This is a genomic window from Bacteroides sp. 519 (genome assembly GCF_010500955.1).
Lineage (GTDB): Bacteria > Bacteroidota > Bacteroidia > Bacteroidales > Bacteroidaceae > Bacteroides.
The window spans coordinates 91,250-116,433 of record NZ_QVMJ01000014.1; the positions used below are offsets into that span (position 1 = coordinate 91,250).

At 39.5% G+C, this 25,184-nt stretch carries 22 protein-coding genes and 1 pseudogene; 6 read left to right on the top strand and 17 right to left on the bottom strand.

Annotated elements, in window-relative coordinates; genetic code table 11:
- Positions 1 to 71: 71 nt before the first annotated feature.
- The 5 genes from D0T85_RS12865 to D0T85_RS12885 form a co-directional block, all read right to left on the bottom strand.
- Entirely contained in the window at positions 72 to 674 is a 603-nt protein-coding gene (locus D0T85_RS12865) for a lysine exporter LysO family protein (RefSeq protein ID WP_163213854.1), read from the bottom strand.
- The gene (locus D0T85_RS12870) at positions 671 to 952 is read right to left on the bottom strand and encodes a LysO family transporter (protein ID WP_163213856.1); all 282 of its coding nucleotides are present in this window, start codon (positions 950 to 952) and stop codon (positions 671 to 673) included. Before D0T85_RS12870 ends, D0T85_RS12865 begins: the two co-directional genes overlap by 4 nt.
- A 36-nt stretch (positions 953 to 988) precedes the next feature.
- On the bottom strand, positions 989 to 2,506 hold the full coding sequence (locus D0T85_RS12875) for a RagB/SusD family nutrient uptake outer membrane protein (RefSeq protein ID WP_163213858.1): 1,518 nt from the start codon (positions 2,504 to 2,506) through the stop codon (positions 989 to 991).
- 19 nt (positions 2,507 to 2,525) lie between these two features.
- On the bottom strand, positions 2,526 to 5,630 hold the full coding sequence (locus D0T85_RS12880; RefSeq protein WP_163213860.1) for a TonB-dependent receptor: 3,105 nt from the start codon (positions 5,628 to 5,630) through the stop codon (positions 2,526 to 2,528).
- Between the two features lie 202 nt (positions 5,631 to 5,832).
- Positions 5,833 to 7,455: a tetratricopeptide repeat protein gene (locus tag D0T85_RS12885; RefSeq protein ID WP_163213862.1), complete on the bottom strand. Its 1,623-nt coding sequence runs from the start codon at positions 7,453 to 7,455 to the stop codon at positions 5,833 to 5,835.
- 141 nt (positions 7,456 to 7,596) lie between these two features.
- Here D0T85_RS12885 and D0T85_RS12890 point away from each other — a divergent pair, with 141 nt between their 5' ends.
- From D0T85_RS12890 to D0T85_RS12915, 6 genes are all read left to right on the top strand, one after another.
- Positions 7,597 to 8,547, top strand: coding sequence for an SPFH domain-containing protein (locus D0T85_RS12890; RefSeq protein WP_163213864.1), 951 nt, complete (start codon positions 7,597 to 7,599; stop codon positions 8,545 to 8,547).
- A 5-nt stretch (positions 8,548 to 8,552) separates the two neighbouring features.
- Positions 8,553 to 9,860: an alpha/beta fold hydrolase gene (locus tag D0T85_RS12895; protein WP_163213866.1), complete on the top strand. Its 1,308-nt coding sequence runs from the start codon at positions 8,553 to 8,555 to the stop codon at positions 9,858 to 9,860.
- Entirely contained in the window at positions 9,860 to 10,075 is a 216-nt protein-coding gene (locus D0T85_RS12900; protein ID WP_163213868.1) for an Arc family DNA-binding protein, read from the top strand. The genes D0T85_RS12895 and D0T85_RS12900 overlap by 1 nt, the downstream gene beginning before the upstream one ends.
- The gene (locus tag D0T85_RS12905) at positions 10,068 to 10,535 is read left to right on the top strand and encodes a hypothetical protein (protein ID WP_163213870.1); all 468 of its coding nucleotides are present in this window, start codon (positions 10,068 to 10,070) and stop codon (positions 10,533 to 10,535) included. Before D0T85_RS12900 ends, D0T85_RS12905 begins: the two co-directional genes overlap by 8 nt.
- A gap of 109 nt (positions 10,536 to 10,644) precedes the next feature.
- The gene (locus D0T85_RS12910) at positions 10,645 to 11,037 is read left to right on the top strand and encodes a BlaI/MecI/CopY family transcriptional regulator (RefSeq protein WP_163213872.1); all 393 of its coding nucleotides are present in this window, start codon (positions 10,645 to 10,647) and stop codon (positions 11,035 to 11,037) included.
- A gap of 4 nt (positions 11,038 to 11,041) precedes the next feature.
- Positions 11,042 to 12,706: a carboxypeptidase-like regulatory domain-containing protein gene (locus D0T85_RS12915; protein ID WP_163213874.1), complete on the top strand. Its 1,665-nt coding sequence runs from the start codon at positions 11,042 to 11,044 to the stop codon at positions 12,704 to 12,706.
- Positions 12,707 to 12,762: 56 nt separating this feature from the next.
- On the opposite strand, the gene miaA is transcribed toward D0T85_RS12915, so the two are convergent.
- The 12 genes and pseudogenes from miaA to D0T85_RS12975 form a co-directional block, all read right to left on the bottom strand.
- A complete protein-coding gene (gene miaA, locus D0T85_RS12920; protein ID WP_163213876.1) occupies positions 12,763 to 13,671 on the bottom strand; it encodes a tRNA (adenosine(37)-N6)-dimethylallyltransferase MiaA in 909 nt (302 codons plus the stop codon).
- Entirely contained in the window at positions 13,671 to 14,225 is a 555-nt protein-coding gene (locus D0T85_RS12925) for a plasmid pRiA4b ORF-3 family protein (RefSeq protein ID WP_163213878.1), read from the bottom strand. The genes miaA and D0T85_RS12925 overlap by 1 nt, the downstream gene beginning before the upstream one ends.
- Positions 14,226 to 14,278: 53 nt before the next feature.
- The gene (lpxA, locus tag D0T85_RS12930) at positions 14,279 to 15,046 is read right to left on the bottom strand and encodes an acyl-ACP--UDP-N-acetylglucosamine O-acyltransferase (protein ID WP_163213880.1); all 768 of its coding nucleotides are present in this window, start codon (positions 15,044 to 15,046) and stop codon (positions 14,279 to 14,281) included.
- Between the two features lie 11 nt (positions 15,047 to 15,057).
- A complete protein-coding gene (locus D0T85_RS12935) occupies positions 15,058 to 16,449 on the bottom strand; it encodes a bifunctional UDP-3-O-[3-hydroxymyristoyl] N-acetylglucosamine deacetylase/3-hydroxyacyl-ACP dehydratase (RefSeq protein WP_163213882.1) in 1,392 nt (463 codons plus the stop codon).
- The gene (gene lpxD, locus D0T85_RS12940) at positions 16,449 to 17,492 is read right to left on the bottom strand and encodes a UDP-3-O-(3-hydroxymyristoyl)glucosamine N-acyltransferase (RefSeq protein WP_163213884.1); all 1,044 of its coding nucleotides are present in this window, start codon (positions 17,490 to 17,492) and stop codon (positions 16,449 to 16,451) included. Before lpxD ends, D0T85_RS12935 begins: the two co-directional genes overlap by 1 nt.
- 187 nt (positions 17,493 to 17,679) lie before the next feature.
- A complete protein-coding gene (gene pyrF, locus D0T85_RS12945) occupies positions 17,680 to 18,504 on the bottom strand; it encodes an orotidine-5'-phosphate decarboxylase (RefSeq protein WP_163213886.1) in 825 nt (274 codons plus the stop codon).
- Between the two features lie 122 nt (positions 18,505 to 18,626).
- Entirely contained in the window at positions 18,627 to 19,715 is a 1,089-nt protein-coding gene (gene prfA, locus D0T85_RS12950) for a peptide chain release factor 1 (protein WP_163213888.1), read from the bottom strand.
- Positions 19,716 to 19,729: 14 nt separating this feature from the next.
- Positions 19,730 to 20,101 carry a four helix bundle protein gene (locus D0T85_RS12955; RefSeq protein ID WP_203558476.1) on the bottom strand — a complete coding sequence of 124 codons (372 nt, stop codon included), beginning with the start codon at positions 20,099 to 20,101 and terminating at the stop codon, positions 19,730 to 19,732.
- An 88-nt stretch (positions 20,102 to 20,189) separates the two neighbouring features.
- Positions 20,190 to 21,356 (bottom strand): AIR synthase-related protein, encoded by a 1,167-nt coding sequence (locus D0T85_RS12960; protein WP_163213890.1) that lies wholly within the window; start codon positions 21,354 to 21,356, stop codon positions 20,190 to 20,192.
- 279 nt (positions 21,357 to 21,635) lie between these two features.
- Positions 21,636 to 22,664, bottom strand: a pseudogene (recA, locus tag D0T85_RS12965) (recombinase RecA); the annotation flags it as partial.
- Positions 22,665 to 22,700: 36 nt separating this feature from the next.
- Entirely contained in the window at positions 22,701 to 23,894 is a 1,194-nt protein-coding gene (locus D0T85_RS12970; protein ID WP_163213894.1) for a saccharopine dehydrogenase family protein, read from the bottom strand.
- 304 nt (positions 23,895 to 24,198) lie between these two features.
- Positions 24,199 to 25,134, bottom strand: a complete 936-nt coding sequence (locus D0T85_RS12975; protein ID WP_163213896.1) for an Rpn family recombination-promoting nuclease/putative transposase — start codon at positions 25,132 to 25,134, stop codon at positions 24,199 to 24,201.
- Positions 25,135 to 25,184: the final 50 nt, after the last annotated feature.

The window sequence follows — 25,184 nt, forward strand, 5'->3', positions numbered from 1 at the left end:
TTATTTATATTTCAATCTGCGTTAATCCGCGTTAATCTGCGTTTCAAAATAATTCCTTTTGCATATTCTTGTCAAATTAGGCAGAAGAGTGTAACCAGAAAAGGCACACTAAAGTCTACTATAAACCCATGAAAGATGGATACTACTACATACTCCTTTCCGGAATATCTGGTAATTATGGGCAGCGTGGTATCCATAGTGGTTGCACCTCCAACAGAGATAGGAGCCAGTTTCCCGAAATACTTCACCAATAAGGGTGCACAAAGCAATGCAATAATCTCTCTGGTGATGTTAGACAAGAGGGCGATTGTTCCTAACTCGGCCCCCTTATACTCTGTTATAAATATGCTGGATAGGGAATAATACCCAAACCCTGCGCCCAGAGCCATTACATCGGCCGGATTTCTGTGTTCCAGAAAAAGACTCACAACTGCGCAACCAGCTAAGGTGCCCAGAATAGTCATTACCGGGAGAAGAATCAGGCGCGGATTAAGTGTTTTGAAACTTTTCAGGGTATTGGGATCGTTACCCACACTAAGCCCTACGCAAAACATCAACACACACAAGGTATAGTAACTAAGTTTGCTTTCCGAAAAGTCGTAAGGTATTACATGGTATATTCCAAATACGGTTCCCAATGCAAAGAACGATACTATAATAAAACTTCCTTTCATTGCTTTACTCCTTTCTTTGGTTTATTGATAAAGTACCACAATGCCCAAGCGCCTAGGGTGCTTCCTGTTACAGCTGCCAGTGTAATAATCAAAGCTTCGGCTCCAATAGTATGGAGCCCTTTGATTATAGCTTCGTTGCTGCCTACATCAATGCCCAGCAGAAAAAGTAATACCCATATAAGTACGGTAATAATTTTGTGAATCCATGTAAGTTGTTTGTTTCTTAACAGGAAACCTAAAAGCATACCGGATAGCATTATTCCAATTATGATTAGCATGTTCTTTTTTGATGCAAAAGTAGTTGTTTTTGAGTTCTATTTCCCAATTTGGCTGTTTGCATTTAACTCACTTAGTGGAACAGGATAGAAGGAGTGTTCATTCTCTTTGAAGTTTTCTCCACGACCCACTGCGGTAAGTGCTTCTTTTGTTTTTCCCCAGCGGCGAAGATCGTACCAACGGAAGTTTTCTAATGGGAACTCAATGATACGTTCGTGCTCTATCTGTGCTTTTACCTCTTCTTTTGTTGTTCCCGTCATAGCAGGCATATCGCCGTGTACGGATCTAACCTGATTGATTAATGGAATGGCTTCGGAGGTTCGGCCCAGTTCGTTCAAAGCTTCGGCTTTCATAAGAAGAACGTTTGCGTAGCGCATTAGGGGGATGTTAATGGCGCTAAAGTTTGGTATTAATTCTTCGAATCTTGATGGAAGAAATTTGCGGAACACTGGTATGGGCTTAATAACAAAAAAATTATCATAAGTATCTCCATACACACGCTTCGCCTCAGGGTCATTAAAATAATCACATTTATAAAAAATTGAATGATACAATCGGGAGTCATAAAATCCTGTTGATGCTATTTCTCCTTCTTTCATAAATTCGTTTAATAACATAGGGCTGGGTAATATCTCTTCCCATCCTTTCAAATCTTCAGTGCCTATCCATTTATGTAATGAAGTTTGATAGGCTGCACCATTGGCAGCATTCATTGTTAACTGCAATTCGAATATGGACTCTTTACTATTTTTATTCGTAGAATTAAACATGCTGAGGAAATCCTTTTCTAACTCGTATCCCTTTACAGCATCAAAGGCTTTTACAGCTTCGGTTAGATACTCTTCCTTTTTAGAGGTTTCTTCATACGCACGGGTAAGGTAAGTAAAACCCAGATAAGCATTAGCTGCCCCCGAAGTTGCCCTACCCAAGTTATCTGTATTGTGTGATGAAGGGAGGGCTGTGGCGGTTTTAAACTCCTGAATAATAAATTCCCAAGCATCCGAACGTGATGATAAACCTTTCTCCAACTCTGCCTGATTGGTGATATATTTATCACGTATAATTATTTCTTTCCAGTTAAGAAGTAGTTTAATATGATAATATCCACGTAAAAAATGAGCCTCGTTTACTATTTGTGTACGAATAGTTGGGTCTATAGCGTTATCCGGCATTTCAGCTACTTTTTCTACAACCTGATTCGCAAAACTGATTCCCCGATAGTTATTCCACCAGTACGAAGTAAACTGCGAATTTCCATTGGTATAGCTAAATGTTGCCAATTCTACCCAGTTGGGATAATTGTAGGCATCGGCACCGAGAATAACCACATCTTCACGATAGGCTTCAACCGGCCATTTAACTTCAGGAAATTCCCATCTATTTATAGAATACTCTAATTGTGAATAAGCAGAAGCTAGCCCTGCTTCAGCATCGTTTTGATCGCGCCAGAAAGTTCCGGATGTTAACTGATCGGGTGATTGTAAGTCTAGATAGTCGTCACATGAAATGAGAGCCACAGCACAAAAAATTGTTACTAAATATAATATTTTTTTCATTTTAGTATACTTTTAATAGTTAGAATGAAAGTTGAACGCCAACAGTAAACGAACGAGTGAAAGGATATATCAGGTTGTCGATACCCGAATTAAGAACACTTGCACGTGAGAATTCCGGATCAATACCAGAGTAATCGGTAATTGTAAACAGGTTTTCACCACTTACATAGAAACGTAGGTTTTCAATATACACCTTACGAATGAATGATTTTGGTAAAGTATATCCCAATTGAAGTTGGCGCAACCGGATGAAATCTCCTTTTTCGAGGAAACGATCGGACTCTTTCAGGTTTCCGTTAGGATCTGAAGAAATAGCTCTTGGCACTGTTGTTTTTGTGTTTTGTGGAGTCCAAGCATTAAGTGTTGATTTCATGAAGTTTGAACCGGCATTCATTGATTCATAAAAATAGCGGTTACCATTATACAATTTATGTCCCCAAGCACTACCCAAAATTGCCGAAAAGTCGAAGCCTTTGTATGCAGCAGATAAATTGAGGTTTGCTTCCATTTTGGGAATGGCCGAGCCACAATATACTTTATCGTCTTCATTTATATAATCGTCTTCCGTTACATTAACAAATCGTATATCACCGGGTGCTGCTTTTCCCTGAAGCTGTTTTTGAGATGTACCCACATGTGCTTTTACCTCTTCTTCGCTTTGGAAAATTCCATCGGTTTTATACAGGTAAAATGCTCCAATTGGTTTTCCTACCCGTGTTTGGGTTGGAAAATGTTCTGTTCCATATCGCAGACCTTCGCCTGTCAATACCTGATATTCGTCCGAAAGTGATACAACTTTGTTTTTGGTGGTGCTGAGATTAAAACCAATGTTGTAACTAAAGTCATTGATATTGTCGGCCCAGTTTACTTCAAACTCAAAACCTGTATTACGTATTTTACCAACATTAAGTATCGGGTTATTAAGTCCGGCCGATAGTGGAAGTGCTTTGGTTATTAATAAATCTGTTGTTTGATTATGGTAGTAATTCAGTGCTCCTGTTAATTTGTTTGATAGTAAACCAAAATCGAACCCTACATTGGTAGTCTCGGTTGTTTCCCATTTTAAGGAACGGTTTTCCAGCCCCCGGGCAATATTTCCAACCCAAGGATTTTCTCCGTTTCCTTTTACATAACCTCCCAGTAGAGTGTTGCTAGAGCTAATTAATGCTTGAAAGTCATAATACCCAAGTGCATTTTCGTTTCCTAAACGACCCCAGCTGGCACGTAGTTTAAGGTTGTTAATGATTGAAGCTTTAGGAAAGAAACCCTCTTCACTGATTCTCCAGCCTACTGCAACAGATGGGAACGATCCCCAACGACTGTCACTTCCAAATTTTGACGAGCCATCATAGCGCATAGTAGCCTGTAATAGGTATCGATTGTCATAGTTATAATTCAAGCGGCCGAAGAAAGAAGCCCGTCTGTAGTCCCATTTGCTGCCATCACCACTAAAAGTGCCGCCTGCTCCTGCTCCAATAGTATCAAAGTACTCATCAAGAAATCCGGCTGGTTCTTTAGATGTAACCAGTTTACCGTCTTCTACTTTATACACTGTGTTATATCCTTCTATACCGACAGAATTCCAGGTGTATTTTCTATTTGTTATTGAACTACCTGCCATTGCATTCACACTGTGTGCACCAAATGTTTTATTAAAATTGAGGATATTATCGAATACTTGTTCTTCCCAATAAGCCGATGATTCGGATTGATATGGATATTCGTTAGGCGACTTAACATCGGCCACATAAGAAGGAGCATGATAGGCTGTACGTTGGTGCTCTCCGCGGTAATTGTAACTTGTTTTAAAATTTAACCACGATGTGAAATTCATTGTAAGTGCTATATTTGCTGTTGTATGATACTTCTTATTAGAATAATCTTCAAAATGGTGATCGGCCATTACATTGCGGTTACTTGGCAGCCCATCAAAATTGGTTAGTCCATAGCCCGATGGCTGCGATTCATCATAAACAGGAACAAGGGGAGATATCATATACATTTCTTTCAATGAATATTGAGGCTGTTTGCTATCTGTAAATTTGAAAGCAAGGTTTGCATCAAAGTCGAAGATGTATTTAGACATTTTGAGTTTAGCTCGTGCATTATCCTGACGATAGTCATTTCCCAAAAAGATTCCTTTTTCATCGGCATGGTTATATGAGATCGAATACTGTGCTTTGTCCGATCCGCCACGTACACTTACCATATAGCTTTGTGCAAATCCTCCACGCAGCATTTCATCCTGCCAATTTGTATCCACATTACTATTATTGGTAACATAAGCCGGAAGGGCTTCGCCACCATTTTCGTACATTTGTTTATGTACCTGACGGTATTCGCTGGCATTAAGCATTTCCAGTTTCTTTGCTACGTTTGTGAAACTTAAATAAGAACTGAAATCTACTTTGACATCGCCCTTCTTACCATTCTTTGTAGTCACAATAATTACCCCATTGGCAGCAACCGAACCATAGATAGCAGCAGCGGCTCCATCTTTCAGTACTTCCATAGAAGCAATATCCTGTGGGTTTACATTTTCAATATCACCAGGGAAACCATCAATAATATAAAGAGGTTGGTTATCGCCGAAAGTTTTTACACCACGAATTTTAACGCGAACCCCTGCTCCGGCATTGCCACCGGACTTTTGAATATTTACACCTGCAATTTTACCTTGCAATGCTTCTGCCGGATTGGTAGTGGTACGTTTACTCAGTTCTTCCACATCAACTGATGAAATGGCTCCAGTCATATCACTTTTCTTCATCACACCGTAACCAATTACCACAACTTCATCTGTAAGATAAGAGTCTTCTTCAAGAACTACTCTTAGTTCTTTTCTACCATTCAAAGGAATTTCTTGTGTTTTGTATCCCATATAAGATACAACGATAGTAGATTGGGGATTGACGTTTAACGAGAAGTTACCATATATATCGGTAATTAATCCGTTAGTGGTGCCTTTTTCCATAACGTTAGCACCGATAATAGGTTCTTTGGTGTTATCAACTACAGTGCCTTTTAGCTGAATGCTTTGTGCAAAAGCATTGAAAGGTGTTAAGAGTGCGCACAATACTATCAGGTGTATTGCAATGCTTCTTAAGAGCTTTTTGTGATTCATGTTATTTGTTTTTAAAAGGTTAATATTGCATTCCGGAATGCAAATGCTAAGTAAGCCTAAAATAACAGAGAACAACAAAATACGGTGTCTACTTTGGGACTACAAAATGGCGTTAGGAAGGGTAAAATGATCTACAACTTCATTTATAACAATTTAATTATTAGAGAATTGAGTAAATTAGGTAATCTACAAATGGCTTTATCTACACCCCTTGCAAATACTCCGTTAAATCCTCCTCCGAATTCAGTCCGAGAGATTTCCTTAACCTGTACCGATTCATATTTATTGTTTTCGGAATGGTCCCTGTAAGAAACGAAATCTCTTTAGTGGATAAATTTACCCGAAGCAAAGTAGCAAGATATTTCTCACCTTGTGTTAATCCCGGATGACGAGTGGTTAAGCGTTTAATAAAATCGGAATTCTTTTGTTCGATACTTAATAACAAAGCGCTTGTTTCCTCATTTCCGTTTTGGTATTGGCTAATAAAAGCATTAATTTTCTTAAGATGTGGCTGTATGGCTGTAGCATCCAGCTTATACCCCTCCTTGATCTGTTCTCTGATACGTTCCAGCAATCCGTTCCGGCTGCGGAGAAACATGGCAAAGCTGGTTACCTCTTGCTTGGTAGTATCCAGTTCTGTTTGAACAGTTTGAAGTGTTTGCCCCTGTTGTTTTAACTGAAGTTCGGCCAGCTCGCGCTCCGATTGCTCCAGTTTGAACCGGGTTTCGGCTAGTTGCAGGTCCTTGCGTCGTTTAATCCATCGGGGAAGAAAAATAGCGGCGATAATAGAGAATATAAGAACGGCGGCGAGTACCATCATATTGCGTTTAAGCAATTCAATCTCGTATGCCTGCTCTTTTATGGCAGTTTCGCGCTGAATGTTCTGTACCCGTTTCTCGGATAATTCTTGCTCAACTGTGCGGAGTTTCTTATCGTTTTGCAATTCCAGACTTAAATTATAGAGTTGCAGTAAACACTCGTAGGCTTTATCGTGCTGTTTCATTGCAGCATATACCCAGGAGGCATATTCAAAGTTATCACAAATCAGCTCTTTTGCATTAGACTCTTCGGCAGCCTGTTTCCCTTTTTCCAGTGCCTCAAGAGCTTTTTTATATTGTCCTGCAAAATAATACTGCTTGCTCATATTGTTATAGTTCTCGCCCAAAGCCCAAGTAGCATTCATGTTTCTATTGATAATGATGGCCTCCTGTATTAAAGCTAGTTTTTCATCTATGTTGCCCTCATACAGGCACATATTATTCAGGTTTGCTGCAACAGCTTTTATATCACCAATTCTTCTGTTAATTTCTAAGGCGTTGCGAAAAAACTGTTCGGCTGTATTGAATTCGTTCAGGTTATAATGAATAATGCCACGGTTGTTATACGATGCAGCCAGACGGGCAGAGTCGGCATAAACTTTACTCAACGCTGTTGCTTTATCGTTTATCTCGAATGCTTTTGTGTAATCCTTTAGTCGGCAATACACATTCGATATCTGCATTTGTATATCCATAAGTAAAGTATAATCGTTCTCGGGACAACAATCCAAGGCATCATACAATGTCTTTATGCTGATATCGAAATCTCCCAGATACTTATGTGCTACTCCACTCATTAGTAAAGCTTTTGCCTTTCTTGAGTTAGGCAAAGACGTTTCGGGAATATACTCTAGCGCTTTCTGCGAAAAATATACTGCCTGCGTAGGGTTGGTATATTGAACCGTTTGTGATTTTTGGATTAATGAATCAGCTTTAGCATCATTACCATATAATCTGAGCGAACATAAAACGGTAAGTATAATACAAATGTGTTTTATAGTATTCATTTAATGTGCTTATTGTGTTTGGGTGCAAATATAAAATAAATAATTGACTAACAAATGTTAATGTTGCCTCAAGTACTTGTTTCTTAATAATTAAGCGATATATTTGTGATATCAAAACGATATCATTTTAAAACTCTTATTATGGAAACAAAAGAAACTACTTACAAAGGATTCAAGATGAATGGATTTGCCATGCTTTTCCTACTCATAGTATTGTTAGCAGGTTTTATTGCAATGTTCTGGGCAGCTCCCTTTATTGGTGCGGCAGCCTTTCTGATTGCCATATTTGGCATTATCTTTGAATTGGTGTTACTGGCAGGATTTATTTCTTTAGAACCTAACGAAGCCCGTGCTATGGTTTTCTTTGGTAAGTATAAAGGTACTTTTAAAGAAACCGGTTTCTTTTGGGTGCATCCTTTCCTGAATAAAAAACAATTATCACTGCGTGCCCGTAATCTTGATGTAGAACCCATTAAGGTAAACGATAAAACAGGTAACCCAATTCTTATAGGTTTGGTACTTGTATGGAAACTCAAAGATACCTATAAAGCCATGTTCGAAATCGATTCACAAACAATGGCATCAAGTCAGCCCGGAGTAGTGGGGCAAGTAGGCCAGTCGGTGGCAAGCCGTATGTCGGCCTTCGAAAACTTTGTTCGCATACAAAGTGATGCCGCTTTGCGTCAGGTTGCCGGACAATACGCTTACGACGAAAGCGATCATAGCAATGAACTAACCTTACGCTCGGGCGGAGAAGAAATTAACGATCAACTTGAAATAAAACTGAACGAGCGCCTTGCTATGGCCGGACTGGAAGTGGTAGAAGCACGTATTAATTATCTGGCTTACGCTCCCGAAATTGCAGCTGTGATGCTTCGCCGTCAGCAAGCTTCGGCTATTATCACTGCCCGCGAAAAGATTGTAGAAGGTGCAGTATCTATGGTTAAAATGGCTCTCGATAAACTTGCCGAAGAAGAAATTGTTGAGCTTGACGACGAAAAGAAAGCCGCAATGGTAAGCAACCTGCTGGTAGTGCTTTGTGCCGATGAGGCTGCTCAACCGGTGGTTAACACAGGAACCTTACATCATTAAACACTATGATAAAGAAAATAATTCTATTAGCTTTGCTACTCATCCCTGCACTAACCGGCAGGGCACAAAGCTATGTTGAGGTAGCCGAAAAAGCATATAAATTCTTAAAGGCAGGGCAAGGCGATAGCCTCCTTATTATGTCGGACTCTATTGTACAAGCAAGAATTTCTGCTAATGAGTACGGAATGTTATATACACAGTTGGAAATACAGTTAGGTGAGTTTAAGTTTGATGGAGAGTGGGAAGTAAAACCACATGAGGATAGCTTTATCTGCAAAAAGATGATGCAGTTTGAAAACATGAAGTTAATATTCTCTCTTACATTAAATAAGGATAACCAAATTTCCGGGCTGTACTTTTTACCGGATATGAGAGCTGCGCAAACCTATACCCTGATTACGAATGATACAATAAAAGAAGAAACGATTGATATTATAACCGACGATTATAAACTTGGTGGCATATTAACATTACCTGTGGGAATAAGCAATCCACCTGTTGCCATACTTGTACATGGCTCCGGTTCCAGCGATCGTGATGAAACCGTTGGTCCCAATAAACCCTTTCGCGATCTGGCATGGGGGCTTGCTGAACGAGGAGTAGCTGTTATTCGTTATGATAAACGTTCGTATATTTATGGTAATGACTACGCTCCCGAAGGAAAAGGCAATATTGATTATGAAGCAGTTTATGATGCTCTTTCGGCTATCCGGATTGCAAAAAAACATCCGGAACTCTCAGGTAGTAAGATCTTCGTAATTGGCCACAGCCTTGGAGCCCTTGTTGCCCCCCGTATTGCGGATAGTTCTTCCGATCTGTCGGGTATAGTAATGATTGCCGCCAATGCACGACCATTTGATGATGTAATACTTGAACAAGTTGAATATATTGCCGGCATATCCGGTTTAGGGACAGAACAGAAACATGTGAATGAGGTTAAAATGCAGGTAGAGAATGCACGTAAATACGGCACAACCGAGTTTGATACTTCTATTCCTTTCCCGTTGAAGATGCCAGAAAACTATTGGAAGTCCATGCGCGATTATAAGCAACTGGATGTAGTAGCAAAACTGAAACTACCAATATTCATAGTTCAGGGAGAAAGAGACTATCAGGTTACAATGGAAGACTTTGGAATGTGGAAAACAGCTTTGAAGAAGAATAAAAAGGCTGCATTCAAATCGTATCCCAAACTGAATCATTTACTTCATGAAGGAGAAGGCAAAGCTACTCCTGATGAGTATAGCGAAGAAAAATATATCCCCGGTTACGTAATGGAGGATATAGCCAATTGGATTAAAAGTAATAAGTAATGAGTAAAAAAGAATCTTCAACCAAAAGTTTTGTACTGCGAATTGATGCAGAAACAATGGATGCTATTGAAAAATGGGCAGCCGACGAGTTTCGTAGTACAAATGGCCAGTTGCAGTGGATTATTGCTGAGGCTTTGAAAAAGAGTGGCCGGATGAAGAAGAATAAAAATAAAAAGAGTACTAACACTGATAATAAAGAAACTGCAAATGATTAACCTTGGACGATTTAGTGGCAAAGGAATGCCCAACATTCGCATCAGACCTGTAATGTTAGATTGGATATTTATTGGAGTATCCCTTGCCATTGTGATACTAGTATGGATATTGTTTCTTATAAATTATCAACAACTTACGGCTCAGGGTAACGATGGTTTTACGCTGGCAATAATGAATACAGTAATAACCATTATACTGGTATCTGTACCGTATATACCTCTGAAGTGGACAAATTTCCCTTTCCGGTTAACAGAGGCAAATGTATGGAAGCAATATTTTCTGCTATTGCGTGTTGTTCGGATTTCGATGCTTGAGCTTAACTTTTTGTTTCTTTCTCTATTTCTTTCCAATCTTATTCCCGAATGGAAAGTTTATAATGCAGTGTTACAGCTTGTTATAATGGGTGTTTTGGGCATAACTTTTTTGATCTATTTCTTTATTGCTTATAGATGGCGATAAAGTCTTAGTAGCTTTAACTATAACCTTTAGTTTTAATTAACTAATTAAATTAGTTTCTAAACTATATAATTTAGTTCTTTGCAATATTAAGTATCAGAATCTACTTTATATGAAAAGACTAACAGCAAAAGAAGAAGAAATAATGGGTTTCTTCTGGGAAAAAGGACCTTTGTTTGTGAAGGAGATGCTCCCTTTCTATAGCGATCCTAAACCGCACTTTAACACACTATCTACCATTGTACGCGGACTGGAAGAAAAAGGATATCTGGCACATAATACCTATGGTAACACCTACCAGTATTACGCAGTTTTATCGGAAGACGAATTCAGAAAAAACACCCTGAAAGGTGTAATTAGCAAATACTTTAATAATTCTTTTATGAGTGCAGTATCATCTTTGGTACAAGAAGAAGATATATCTGTAAGCGAACTAAAGAAGTTGATTGAAGAAGTAGAAAAGGGTCCGCAAATTGTAAACGGTAAATCCGCAAATAGTAAATAGTTTTATGGGAGCCCTCTTTGTGTACATACTAAAAGTTACAATCTGTTTGGCGGTATTCTATCTTTTCTATCGGCTATTGCTAAGCAAAGAAACATTTCATCGTTTTAATAGAATAGCAGTTCTGGGTATCCTGGTGCTTTCGCTGATTATCCCCCTCTGCGAAATAACGGTGAAGCAAGAAACCGAGATTCATCAAACCTTTTTAACGGTCGAACAATTACTGATGCTTGCCGATATGCAGTCTACAGTTGTAGCACAGGCAGAAACAGCAACAACAAGAACTTCGGTACAGGTAATCCTGATTGTTTATTTGCTTGGTATTGTATTTTTGTTTTGCCGGAATATCTATTCACTCATTCAATTGTGTATGCTTATCCGCTCGGGACAAAAAGAACTGCTGGGCGATGGTATAAAACTAATCATTCATACAAATACTAAGCTATCGCCATTCAGTTGGATGAAGCATATTGTGATCTCGCAGAAAGACCTGGAAGAGAACGGACGCGAGATACTAACACACGAAATGGCACACATCTATAAATGGCACTCTATAGATTTACTTATTGCTGATATCTGTATCTTCTTTCAGTGGTTTAATCCGGCAGTCTGGCTGTTAAAACAAGAGTTGCAAACCATTCATGAATATCAGGCTGATGAAACAGTTATACAGGAAGGCGTTAATGCAAAGGAATATCAATTATTATTAATAAAAAAAGCCGTTGGCACAAGGCTCTACTCTATGGCCAACAGCTTTAATCACAGTAAACTTAAAAAACGTATCACTATGATGTTAAAAGAAAAATCAAATCCATGGGCACGATTGAAGTATCTCTATATACTTCCTGTTGCAGCTATTGCTATTACTGCTTTTGCCCGTCCCGAGGTTTCAAAAGAATTTAAAGAAATCTCAGCCGTCAAAGTTAATGATTTGGCTGCAATTGTAGAAACAAAGAGCATTGAAAATGAACCAAAGGAGTTGAAAGCCGAACCCAAAGAAGATATCTTCTCTGAAAATTCGCAGGTTGTAAGTAAGGGCTCTGATGTGGTGCTTCATGTAGAAAAAGAGCTTGCTGTTCAAAGTGAAGAAAAAGATTTGGTACTCACAGAAGCATCTGGTAAAGTTGATGATGTTATGCTCTATACTGATACAATGAAGGTTGAAAAAATACCTGATATATATATAACAAAAGGCAAAGTACCCGGAAGCATGTTGCTTACAACAAAGAGAGGAATGTTTAAAGAAAACCATCCTCCACTTATTGTTATTGATGGCGAAAAAGTATCCGAAAGAATTATGGCGCTTATTGATCCGGATAGAATAGAACAAATAAGTGTTCTCAAAGACGAAAAAGCTGTGGAGTTGTATGGGGAAGGAGCCCAAAATGGCGTAATACTCATTACCACTAAAAAGGAACAGATTAACCTTTTAGAAGATCAGAATAACAATATAAATGTTTTTGGTTCGGTGAAAGATAAATCAGGTAATCCAATTATTGGTGCCAATGTTATAATAGAAGCTACAACCAGTGGTACAGTTACCGATATGGATGGAAACTTCATGTTATCTGCCGACCCAGATTCGTACATCATTATCAGTTATATTGATAAAGAAACCAAAAAGGTAAAAGCAAGCACCAACAAAATATCGGTTGTATTGGAAGACGAATAATTTAATAAGGAGTTAAGGAGTTATTGGCTGAAAAGCTTTAACTCCTATAACTCCAATTAACTCCTTCCATTCTTAAACACATTATATATTTCTGTTTCTTTTTCAGGATGGAACCATCTGATATCTTCATCCCGTTTAAACCAGGTCATCTGTTTGCGCGAGTATATCCGGGTATTCTGTTTTATCTTATCAATAGCAAAAGATAACTCCCATGTGCCATCCAGATAGTTAAATATCTCCTTATAGCCCACTGTGTTTAGTGAATTAAGGTGGCGATAAGGCAGTACGGCTTTTACCTCATCAATCAATCCTTCTTCAATCATCAAGTCAACCCGGTGATTAATACGTTCATAAAGTTCTTCACGGTTGCGTGTAAGCCCTATCTTAATAATATTGAAAGGTCTTTCTTTCAATGTTCGGGTGCGGAACGAAGTATACGTTTTCCCGGTCATGTAGCAAATTTCCAATGCATGAATAACCCGTTTGGGATTTTTGAGGTCTACAATCCGGTGATACTCCGGGTCGAGGAGCTTAAGCTCGGCACATAGATGGTCTAGCCCTTCGGTTTCATATTTGCCGAGTAATAATTTGCGTGTATCCTCGTCGACGGTTGGGATATCATCAATGCCTTTGCAAACAGCATCAATGTACATCATAGAACCACCAGTAAGTATTACTGTATTCTTTTCAAGAAAAAGTTTATCGAGTAATTGCAGTACATCAGCTTCGTATTGGGCAGCACTATAATAGTCTGTTAACTGAAGCGTGCCAATAAAGTGGTGTGGTACCCGTTGTAGTTGAGACGGGGTAGGAGCGGCAGTGCCTATTTTTAAATCCTTGTACAGTTGCCGGGAATCAGCCGAAACAATATCTGTTTCAAAGCGTTCGGCCAGTTGCAGGCTGAGCTCTGTTTTCCCGACAGCTGTAGGACCTATCAGTACAATTAAATTCTTGTCTTTGTTCATTAAAAACCATCATCGATAACATCACCGCCCGATGGAGTGTTTACATCAAAGCCGTCTGCATCAAAGTCTTCAAAGTCAAAATCCTGATCACCGTAGAAGTTTTCGTCCAGATCTAAAGAAGAAGAGGTAGCCATCATTTCTTCTATATCCATAGTTTGTTTGGGTGCTTCGCCTTCTTTGCGGGTACATTTAGGTGATTTAATATCTTTACCTGTTATAATTTCGGCTAGTTCAAGAAAGAAACAACGTTCGGTAATGTAGTCAAAAACGTATAATAGCTTTTGTTTTTCGTCCTCTATCAGTTCGTTCAATGGAGTTTCGCTCATTACCCAGCTATCAATTTCGGGATTATTATCCATCTCTTCCAATGTAACTTCTTTTTCTTTTTCCCAATCATCATCGCAGATAAAGAACGAAGTCATCTGGTCATCGCTGTATCCTACCGAACTGAGGATGGTTTTATGAAAGTCAAAAAAAGTAGCTTCCGGGTCAATTTGTATTTCTCTGATAAAATCATCAACCTCATCAGATATAATAATAAACCTGTATATCATATTTAGTTACGAGTTATAAGTTACGAGTTACAAGTATCATACGGGTTGTTGCCCTATTTTATGATTCCTCTTTGTGAACCACGAATAAATTCAATAATGTATTGTATTTCGGGAGTTATTTCTATCTCTTCTTCTACCTTGGCAAGTGCATCGGTAGTATTTAAACCGCTTTGATAGATGATTCGGTATGCGTTGTGAATGTTCTCAATAACTTCGTTCGAGAATCCCCGGCGGCGCAAACCGATAATATTTATTCCGCTGTATGCAATAGGTTCGCGACCGGCAATAATGTAAGGAGGAATATCTTTGCTGAATCTGCTTCCACCTTGTATCATTACATGGCTTCCTACCCGGCAGAACTGATGCATCAATACTGCACCGCTGATAATGGCATTATCGTCAATAATAATTTCGCCTGCCATTTTGGTTGAGTTACCAATTATACATCCATTGCCAACCAATGCATCGTGTGCAACATGTACGCCTTCCATTAACAGGTTGTTGTTGCCTACAATTGTTTTGCCTTTTGCTGCGGTTCCTCTGTTAATAGTTACATTTTCGCGAATGGTATTGTTGTCGCCTATTTCGGCTGTGGTTTCCTCTCCTTTGAATTTGAGGTCCTGAGGAATACCTCCGATAACAGCTCCCGGAAAAATAACATTGTTATTGCCAATACGACTGCCGTACAAGATACTAGCGTTTGCCATTATTTTATTGTTATCGCCAATGATTACATTCTTGTCGATATAAACAAAAGGGGCGATTTCTACATTTTCTCCTATAACGGCTTCGGGATGAACGTATGCGAGAGGACTTATCATATTTTAAATTATTATTTGTTTTTTACTATTTGTGCCATGAACTCGGCCTCGCAAGAGATTTTTTCGCCAACAAACACATAGCCTTTCATGGTAGCGATTCCTCTGCGGATGGGTGTCATAAGTTCTACCTTGAATATCAGGGTATCGCCTGGAACTACTTTCTGACGGAATTTAACTCCATCTATTTTCATAAAGTATGTAGAATACTTTTCGGGTTCTTCGATAGAGTTAAGTACCAGTAAACCACCCACCTGTGCCATGGCTTCGACCTGCAATACTCCCGGCATAACAGGTTCTTCGGGGAAATGTCCCTGGAAGAAGGGTTCGTTAGACGTTACATTTTTAACTCCAACAATGTAATTGGCACCAATTTCTATAACCTTGTCTACCAATTGGAAAGGATAACGGTGTGGCAATAACTCGCGGATGCGGTTAATGTCCATAACCGGCGGTATGTTGCAATTATAAGTTGGAGCCTGTATATCGTGCAAACGGATTTCTTTCCGCATTAACCGGGCAAACTTGTTATTTATGGTATGTCCTGGGCGTGTAGCAATAATTCTTCCTCTGATAGGTTTGCCAATAAGTGCAAGGTCGCCAATAACATCGAGTAATTTATGGCGGGCACATTCATTAGGCCATACAAGTGGATCGTGATTGATGTAGCCCAGTAAATTGGCGTCCATGTGTGGAACTCCCATAACATCGGCTAATTTATCAAACTTATCTTGCTCCATTTTGCGTTCATAAATAACAATAGCGTTATCAAGGTCGCCACCTTTAATTAATCCGGCTGATAGCAGAGGCTCTATTTCACGAACAAAGACGAAGGTACGGCTATTGGCTATTTCGTCTTTAAACTTGTTCATGTCCTCGAGGGTTGCATATTGGTTGGGAATAATCAGTGAATCATCATACGAAACCAATACGTTGAGGCTGAAATCCTCGTCGGGCAGTACTATGATTGATGAGCCTGTTTTCTCATCGCGTACTTCTATCTTGGATTTAATTATATAGTAATCCTTAACTGCATTAAGTTCTTCGATACCTACCTTTTCGATTTCCTGTACATAGAATTCAGAGCTACCGTTTAGTATCGGAAATTCGGGGCCGTTAACCTCTATGTGGCAGTTGTCTATGCCTAATGCATACAGTGCAGCCATTCCATGTTCAATGGTGCTTACTCTGTCTCCATTTTTATTAGCTAGAACGGTTCCACGAGTGGTATCAATAACATTGTCGGCTATAGCATCGATAATTGGTTTTCCTTCCAGATCAATGCGTTGTATTTTATATCCGTAATTTTCGGAAGCGGGATTAAAAGTAACTGTCAGATCAAGTCCGGTATGAAGACCTTTTCCACTTAATGAAAAACTATCTTTCAGGGTCTTTTGTTTGATCATTATTGCTTGTTTATTTGTTGTTTTATTTCGTTTAGTTCTCTTCGCAAAGCATTTAATTCCGAATAGACTTCGGGTAGTTTCTTGAATACGGCAGATGACCGGAAGAATGTTTTTGAGTCAATAGCAGGACTACCTAAAATCTGTTGTTCCGATTTAACGTTACTGATTATTCCTGCCTGTGGTCCAATGCCCACTTTGTTACCAACAGTAATATGACCCGATAAACCTGCTTGTCCACCAAACTGGCACCATTCTCCTATTTTGGTTGAACCGGCTATACCAACCTGTGCTGCCATAACCGTGTGCGAACCAATAACATCATTATGAGCTATTTGTACCAGATTGTCCAGTTTAACACCACTGTGTATAACGGTAGCTCCCATTGTAGCTCTGTCAATACAAGTATTGGCTCCGACTTCTACTTTGTCTTCAATGATAACGGTACCAATTTGCGGAATTTTTTCGTATCCGGTGGCAGATGGGGCAAACCCAAAGCCGTCGGCACCAACAACAGCACCCGAATGAATAATACATTCATTGCCTATGCGACATTCGTGGTAGATGGTGGCGTTGGCGTATAGAATACAGTTGTTGCCTATTTTTGTAGAGTCACCCACATACACATGCGGATAAACAGCTGTATTATTGCCAATAACAACATTCTCGCCAATATAAGCAAAAGCACCTATATATACATTCTCGCCTATTTTTGCTGTTGGGGCAATATAGGCTAAAGAATCTATGCCTTGTTTTTTAGGCTTGCTCGATTCGTAAAGTACAAGTAATTTTGAAAGGCTTTCGTATGGGTTACTTACCTTTATTAAGGTGGCTCCTATCTCCTGCTCAGGAGTAAAGTCTTTATTTACCAATACAATGCTTGATTGCGTAGTATATATATAAGGAGTGTACTTGGGGTTGGCTAAAAAAGATAAAGCTCCAGTTACTCCTTCCTCTATTTTTGCAAAAGTGTGAACTGTAATATCTTCATTACCTATTATTTCCCCTTCTAAAAAAGTAGCAATTTGCTTGGCCGAGAACTCCATATTTATGTTGTTAATATGTAATTGTATTCTTCTGTTTTGGGCAGAAGAAATGTTAATTGCATTTCAATCTCTCAAATTAATCCACAAATAACGGATTTTTTTTTGATATTTCCTTACCATCCATGCTATAATTTATAAATCGGGGATAAGGCAATTCGATTGAATGTGTTATTTATTTATCGAAATTTTACAGAATGCTTTGCAATTGAACTGCCATCTCTTCTTGAACTTCTTTTGCTGCTTTGCGGGCTGCATCGGCAAAGTTCTCTGTTTTATCAGCATAGATTATTCCACGTGAAGAGTTAACGATAAGACCGCACATGTCATTCATTCCGTATTTGCAAACTTCTTCGAGCGACCCACCTTGAGCACCAACACCGGGTACTAATAAAAAGTGGTTAGGGGCATATTTGCGGATGTCGGTAAACATTTTGCCTTGAGTGGCACCCACAACATACATCATTTGTTCATCATTGGCCCATTCTTGAGATTTCTTAAGAACCTTTTCGAATAAACGTTCGCCATTGGCATCTTCTGTTAACTGAAAATCGTGCGATCCTTTGTTCGATGTGAGAGCCAACAGAATTACCCATTTTTCGGGATAGATAAGGAAAGGCTTCACACTGTCTTCGCCCATGTAAGGAGCAACTGTAACAGAGTCGATATTTAGTTCATCAAAGAACGACCGGGCATACATTTCGCTTGTGTTACCTATGTCGCCTCTTTTGGCGTCGGCAATAATAAATTGATCGGGATAGTTTTTCTTTATGTAGTTTACTGTTTTTTCGAAAGCTATCCATCCTTTTACCCCAAGGCTTTCGTAAAAAGCAAGGTTGGGTTTGTAGGCTATACACAAGTCGGCAGTAGCATCGATAATTGCTTTGTTGAAAGCAAAAACCGGATCTTCATCTTTAAGAAGATGCTCAGGTATCTTCTTTATATCTGTATCCAGCCCTACACAAAGGAACGACTGTTTACGTTTTATGTTTTCGAATAATTGTTGTTTGTTCATTTCATTTAGTAGCTAGTAACTAGTAACTAGTAGTTAGTAACTAGTAGTTAGTAAACTAGTAGTTAGTAAACTAAATCCGCATGGATACTAGCTACTAACTACTAGCTACTAACTACTGTATTTTATAATTCTGTCTCTTTCATTCTTTCCGTATTCTCTGCAATAGTAAGTTTGTCAATCATATCCTGAATATTACCATCAACAAAATCGGCCAGGTTATATATGGTATGATTGATGCGGTGATCGGTAATACGCCCTTGCGGATAATTATAGGTACGGATTTTTGCAGAACGGTCGCCTGTTGATACCATTGTTTTTCTTTTAGAAGAAATGGCGGACAGGTGTTCCTGCATTTTCATATCATATAGTCTGGTTCTTAACATTTGCAGTGCCATTTCTTTATTGGCAAGCTGCGAACGCGACACCTGACATTGAATTTGTATCCCAGTGGGTTTGTGGTACAGTTGAACTTTGGTTTCAACCTTATTTACATTCTGACCTCCTGCTCCGCTTGAACGTGCAGTTTGAAATTCAAGATCGGCAGGGTTAATTTCTACGTCAACTTCTTCGGCCTCTGGCAAAACTGCTACCGAGGCAGCCGATGTATGTACACGTCCCTGAGTTTCGGTTGCGGGTACACGTTGAACGCGATGCACGCCACTTTCGTATTTTAGGGTACCATAAACATTGTCTCCGCTTACGGTGAATATAATTTCTTTGAATCCCCCAGAAGAGCCTTCACTGCTGCTGCTTACTTCCATTGTCCACCCTTTTGTTTCAATGTATTTGGAATACATACGGAACAGGTCGCCAGCAAAAATAGCAGCCTCGTCGCCTCCTGTACCTCCCCTGATTTCTACTACGGCATTCTTAGCATCTTCAGGATCGGCTGGTACTAACAGCATTTTTATTTCTTCTTCCAGTTCGGGTAACCTTGTTTGGCTTGCTTCCAACTCTTCCCGTGCCATTTCGCGCATTTCTGCATCTTGCTCGTTTCCAAGAATTTCTTTGGCCTCGTTTATGTTGCTCAAGGTTTGGATATATTCTTTGCGGGCCTTCATCAGGTCGTCCAGTTCTTTGTATTCCTTGGTAAGTTTTACATACCGTTTCTGGTCGGCAATAACTGAGGGGTCGGTAATGAGGGTTGAAACTTCTTCGAATCTGCTAACAAGCCCTTCTAGTTTATCTAATATGTTATTATTATCTGCCATTATTCAGTTACGAGTTACAAGTTACGAGTTGCTTGCAGATTTCTAACTAATCCACTAATCATTTTAATTATCTCCAATAATGAAGAGTTAAGGTCGTTATACTCTTGATCTGTAATATAATTTAATCTTTTAGATATAATAAAAAAAGTTTCTAATTCACTTGCCGAACCTAATGCAATATGAAGGAACTGGGATAATTCAGCTTTACTTCTTCTACCACACCCTTCGGCTATGTTTGCAGGTATGGATACAACACACCGTCTTATTTGGTTGCTCATAGCAAAAAGTTCTTCTTTAGGGTACTGTTTTAATAAAGAATAAACAGCACATACCAAATCTATACTTTTTTGCCAAACCAACAAGTCCTTATGCGTTCTTATTTCCATAGGTTTTAGTTACGAGTTATTAGTTACAAGTTACGAGTTACAAGTATAATCCGCATGGTACTTGTAACTCGTAACTCGTAACTTGTAACTAATATCTGAATTCTCCGAATTCAGATATTATAATTAATTCTTTGTTTTCGCTTGCTTCCACTCTACCCACTATCTGGGCATCAATATTGAATGATTTAGAGATTTCAATAATCTCTTCTGCATATTCAGGACTCAGGTAAACTTCTAAACGATGTCCCATATTAAACACCTTATACATCTCTGCCCAATCTGTATTGCTTTGTTGCTGAATGGTTTTGAATAATGGAGGTACAGGGAATAGATTGTCTTTGATAACCCTTACATTATCAACAAAATGCAGAATCTTGGTTTGCGCCCCACCAGAGCAATGTACCATTCCGTGTATTTCTGTACGTAAAGCGTCTAATATTTTTTTAACTACAGGAGCATAGGTACGAGTGGGCGAAAGTACCAGTTTGCCAGCATCTAGTGGAGAATCTTCAACCGTATCGGTTAATTTCAGGTTACCGGAGTAAACAAGTTCTTGGGGAACTGCTGCATCGTAACTTTCCGGATACTTTTCGGCTAAATAGTGTGCAAACACATCATGACGGGCAGAAGTTAGCCCGTTGCTACCCATTCCGCCATTATATTCCTTTTCGTATGTAGCTTGTCCATACGAAGCCAATCCTACAATTACATCACCAGGACGGATATTGGCATTATCGATAACTTCGCTGCGTTTCATGCGGCAAGTAACTGTGCTATCTACAATAATAGTACGTACAAGGTCGCCAACGTCGGCTGTTTCGCCACCAGTGGCAAATACTCCGATACCCATTTCGCGAAGTTCGGCAAGTAGCTCATCGGTGCCATTAATGATTGCCGAAATTACTTCTCCGGGAATCAGCAGTTTATTGCGTCCGATGGTAGATGAAACAAGAATATTGTCTATAGCACCTACACAAAGCAAATCATCAATGTTCATGATTAGAGCATCCTGCGCTATTCCTTTCCATACAGAAACATCGCCGGTTTCTTTCCAATACATATATGCCAAAGAAGATTTGGTACCGGCCCCGTCGGCATGCATAATATTGCAGTATTCAGGATCGCCACCCAGAATATCGGGAATGATTTTACAGAAAGCTTTCGGGAAGATACCTTTATCTATGTTTTTTATAGCGTTATGCACATCTTCTTTCGAAGCAGAAACACCACGCATCATGTATCGTTGATTGCTCATGGATATAATATTTGAAATGTAGCTGCAAAAGTACAGCTTTTTTTTATTACAGCAAAGGGTAAAGGCGCGAAAGCGTAAAGGCGCGAAGGCGCGAAAGGATGAAGGCGCAAAAGGATGAAAGCGTAAAGGCGCGAAAAGGATAAATTAGAAACATCCTTTCGCGCCTTAACCCTTTCGCGCCTTCGCGCATTTAAGCCTTTATTCTTCGCCTCCTGTTTCTTCGGCAGGTGCGTCTTTTTTCTTATCTTTTTTATCTTTGCCTAGCAGTATTGCCGGATTCTTTTTGAGCTCTTCTGCAATCAGATTTTCAATTTCATCGGCTAATTCCGGATTGTCCAATATGCATTGTTTGGCAGCATCGCGGCCCTGACCGATTTTAGTTCCCTGATAGCTATACCATGAACCGCTTTTCTTGATTATTTCCAGATCGGCACCTATATCAATGATCTCGCCCGAGCGTGATATTCCTTCGCCAAACATGATGTCGAACTCAGCTTTTCTGAATGGAGGAGCTACTTTGTTCTTCACAATTTTCACCTTGGTGAGTTTACCTAGCATTTCGTCTCCATCTTTAATAGGTGTGCTTGGGCGAATATCCACACGTACCGATGCATAGAATTTCAATGCATTACCACCAGTGGTTGTTTCGGGACTTCCAAACATTACACCAATTTTTTCGCGAAGCTGATTGATGAATATACAGGTTGTGCGTGTTTTAGCTACTGCAGCAGTGAGTTTACGTAAAGCCTGCGACATTAATCGGGCCTGCAAACCTACCTTGTTCTCGCCCATATCGCCTTCTATTTCCGATTTTGGTGTTAGTGCGGCAACAGAGTCAATTACAATAATGTCGATGGCCGATGAACGGATTAGCTGTTCTGCTATTTCCAATGCCTGTTCGCCGGTATCGGGTTGAGACATATACAGGTTGTCGATGTCAACTCCCAGTTTCTCTGCATAAAAGCGGTCGAAAGCATGTTCGGCATCAATAAATGCTGCCAAGCCACCAGCTTTCTGGGCTTCTGCTATTGCATGAATAGCTAACGTGGTTTTACCAGACGATTCGGGTCCGAATATTTCAACTATTCTTCCGCGAGGATAACCACCTACACCTAATGCCATATTAAGAGATACAGAACCTGTTGGAATTACATCGATTTGTTCAACTACTCCGTCGCCCATTTTCATGATTGCGCCTTTACCGTAGCTTTTTTCTATCTTGTTCATGGTTAGCTGTAAAGCCTTTAGCTTTTCTGTAGCATCCATGTTGAGATTTGGTTCAAAAAGAGATTCGTTTTTCTTTGCCATATTTTTTTGTTAAATGTTCGCTAGATGTTTTTTAGCCTATACTTCCAAATCGGTGTCAAAAACTTCGTGCCATGGAAGCCCTTGTTTGTTGAGTTGATCCATGAACATATCCGGATTAAACTCTTCTACATTGTTAACTCCCGGGCGTTTCCATTCTCCTTTCAAGAACATCATTGCCCCTATCATGGCCGGAACACCGGTGGTGTAGCTAACGCCCTGCATACCTGTTTCTTTGTAAGCCGCTTCGTGGCTACAATTATTATATACATAGTAAGTACGTTCTTTTCCATCTTTAATACCACGAATGCGGCAACCAATGGATGTTTCGCCTGTATAGTTTTCGCCCAAATCCTGTGGGTTAGGCAGTACGGCTTTCAAGAATTGGATAGGCACAATCTTTTGTCCGTTATAATCTATTTCGTCGATGCGTGCCATACCGATATTCTGGATTACACGCAGATGGGTAAGATATTCCTGTCCAAACGTCATCCAGAAGCGTGCACGTTTAATGGTTGGGAAGTGTTTTACAAGCGACTCCAATTCTTCGTGATATAAAAGATACGATTCTTTAGGTCCTATATTAGGATAGGTAATAGGCTGATGAATCTCAAGTGATCCTGTTTCTACCCATTGCCCATTTTCGTAATAGCGTCCTTTCTGGGTAATTTCCCTGATGTTTATTTCCGGGTTAAAGTTAGTGGCGAAAGCTTTATGATGGTCGCCGGCATTACAGTCAACAATATCCAGATACTGAATTTCGTCGAAATAATGTTTGGCTGCATAAGCAGTAAAGATACCACTTACTCCGGGGTCGAATCCACAACCCAGGATGGCAGTTAGTCCGGCTTCTTTAAATCTATCGTGATAGGCCCATTGCCAGCTGTATTCAAAGTGCGCTTCGTCAAGGGGCTCATAGTTTGCTGTATCCAGGTAGTTAACGCCTGCCTGTAAACATGCTTCCATAATGGTGAGGTCTTGATATGGAAGGGCTACATTAATAACAATGTCTGGTTTAAAGTCATTAAACAAAGCAACCAATTCATCTACATTATCTGCGTCGACCCTGGCTGTTTTTATCTCAGGATTCCCTATTGCTTTCACAATATCGTCGCATTTTGATTTAGTGCGGCTTGCAATCATAATGTCGGTGAAAACGTCTGCATTTTGTGCTACTTTATGCGCTACTACAGTGCCTACACCGCCGGCGCCAATAATAAGAACTCTACCCATTTAAGTACTTTTGTTTTTAAATTCAGATTGATATAACGAAGCAAAGATAAAGAAATAAATTAGAACGCATAGATACAGAGAATAGGAAATTATTTCTCCCGGTAGGATAAAGCCTTTATCCTACCAGGAGAAACCGTTTTGCCTACCGGGATGAAGGCTTTATCCTACTGGGAGAAAAGAGTTATCCTACCGGGATGAATAACAATATTATTCATTTTTCAAACAACGAATTGTATATCCGGCAACATTTTCTTTGAAAAAACCGGTTGTTTTAAAATTAGTTCGCTTCCAATATGTGTACCTATCAAGGGCTTAACTTTTCTATTTCTTCAAGAGAAAGTCCTGTCAAATCTTGAATTGTATGTAAAGGAATAGAATTGAACTTCATTCTACGGGCAACTTCAAGAATTCCTTTTTCAATCCCTTCCGCAAGTCCTTTTTCAATTCCTTTCGCAAGCCCTTCTGCAAGTCCTTCTTCACGACCTTTTTCAAGTCCCTTAGCCAATCCTTTCTTTTCGGATGTTTCCATTACACTATACCAGTCGCGGTAATTCTTCAAACTGTCTTCGTACTCAACCAGCTCCTTACGATTGAAGCGGGCTATTTCGGCAGTTTCGAACAAGCGGGTAAATATACGTTCTTGTAAAGCAGCAGGACGTTCCATTAACCTGGAGAGGTTACGAAGCACAAACATCCATTTATCGAACATATTTTCCAGTTCATACTCGGTTTTATTAAACTTGGGCATTTCCAAGTAGATGAGTGTTAGCTTGTCATAAAACACTTCCTGAGTGGCTACATCTACAAGTCTTACTTCGTGATGGTAATAATCGTTGTTGTTGCTGTCGAACGAGAAGTTAAGGATACCAACTGTATAAACAGCTTTCAACTCATAATTCCAGCTCTTTCCTTTCACTGCTTGCTCACGAATGGGGAATGTGGTGTAAAATATACTACGGTCTTTAAAGAACTGTTGTTCACCTTTTTGCATCTCCACCAAGAACTTTTCGCCTTGTTCGTTTTCACAATAAACATCGAATACTGCACGCCGGTCGGCTTCCAGTGTACCAAGATGTTCGGCATTGAGGTAAGTAACGTCTTTTATTACTTGTCCATCAGGCAACAACGAATTCAGAAAGCTGATTAACAAATCTTTGTTGAGTTCGGTACCAAACAGTTTTTTGAACCCAAAATCAGTATAAGGGTTGATGTATTTTTCTATAAGTCCTTCGCTTCCCATAACCTTAAGTGTTAGTTGCGACAACAAATTTACTGGAAATTTGGGAGATT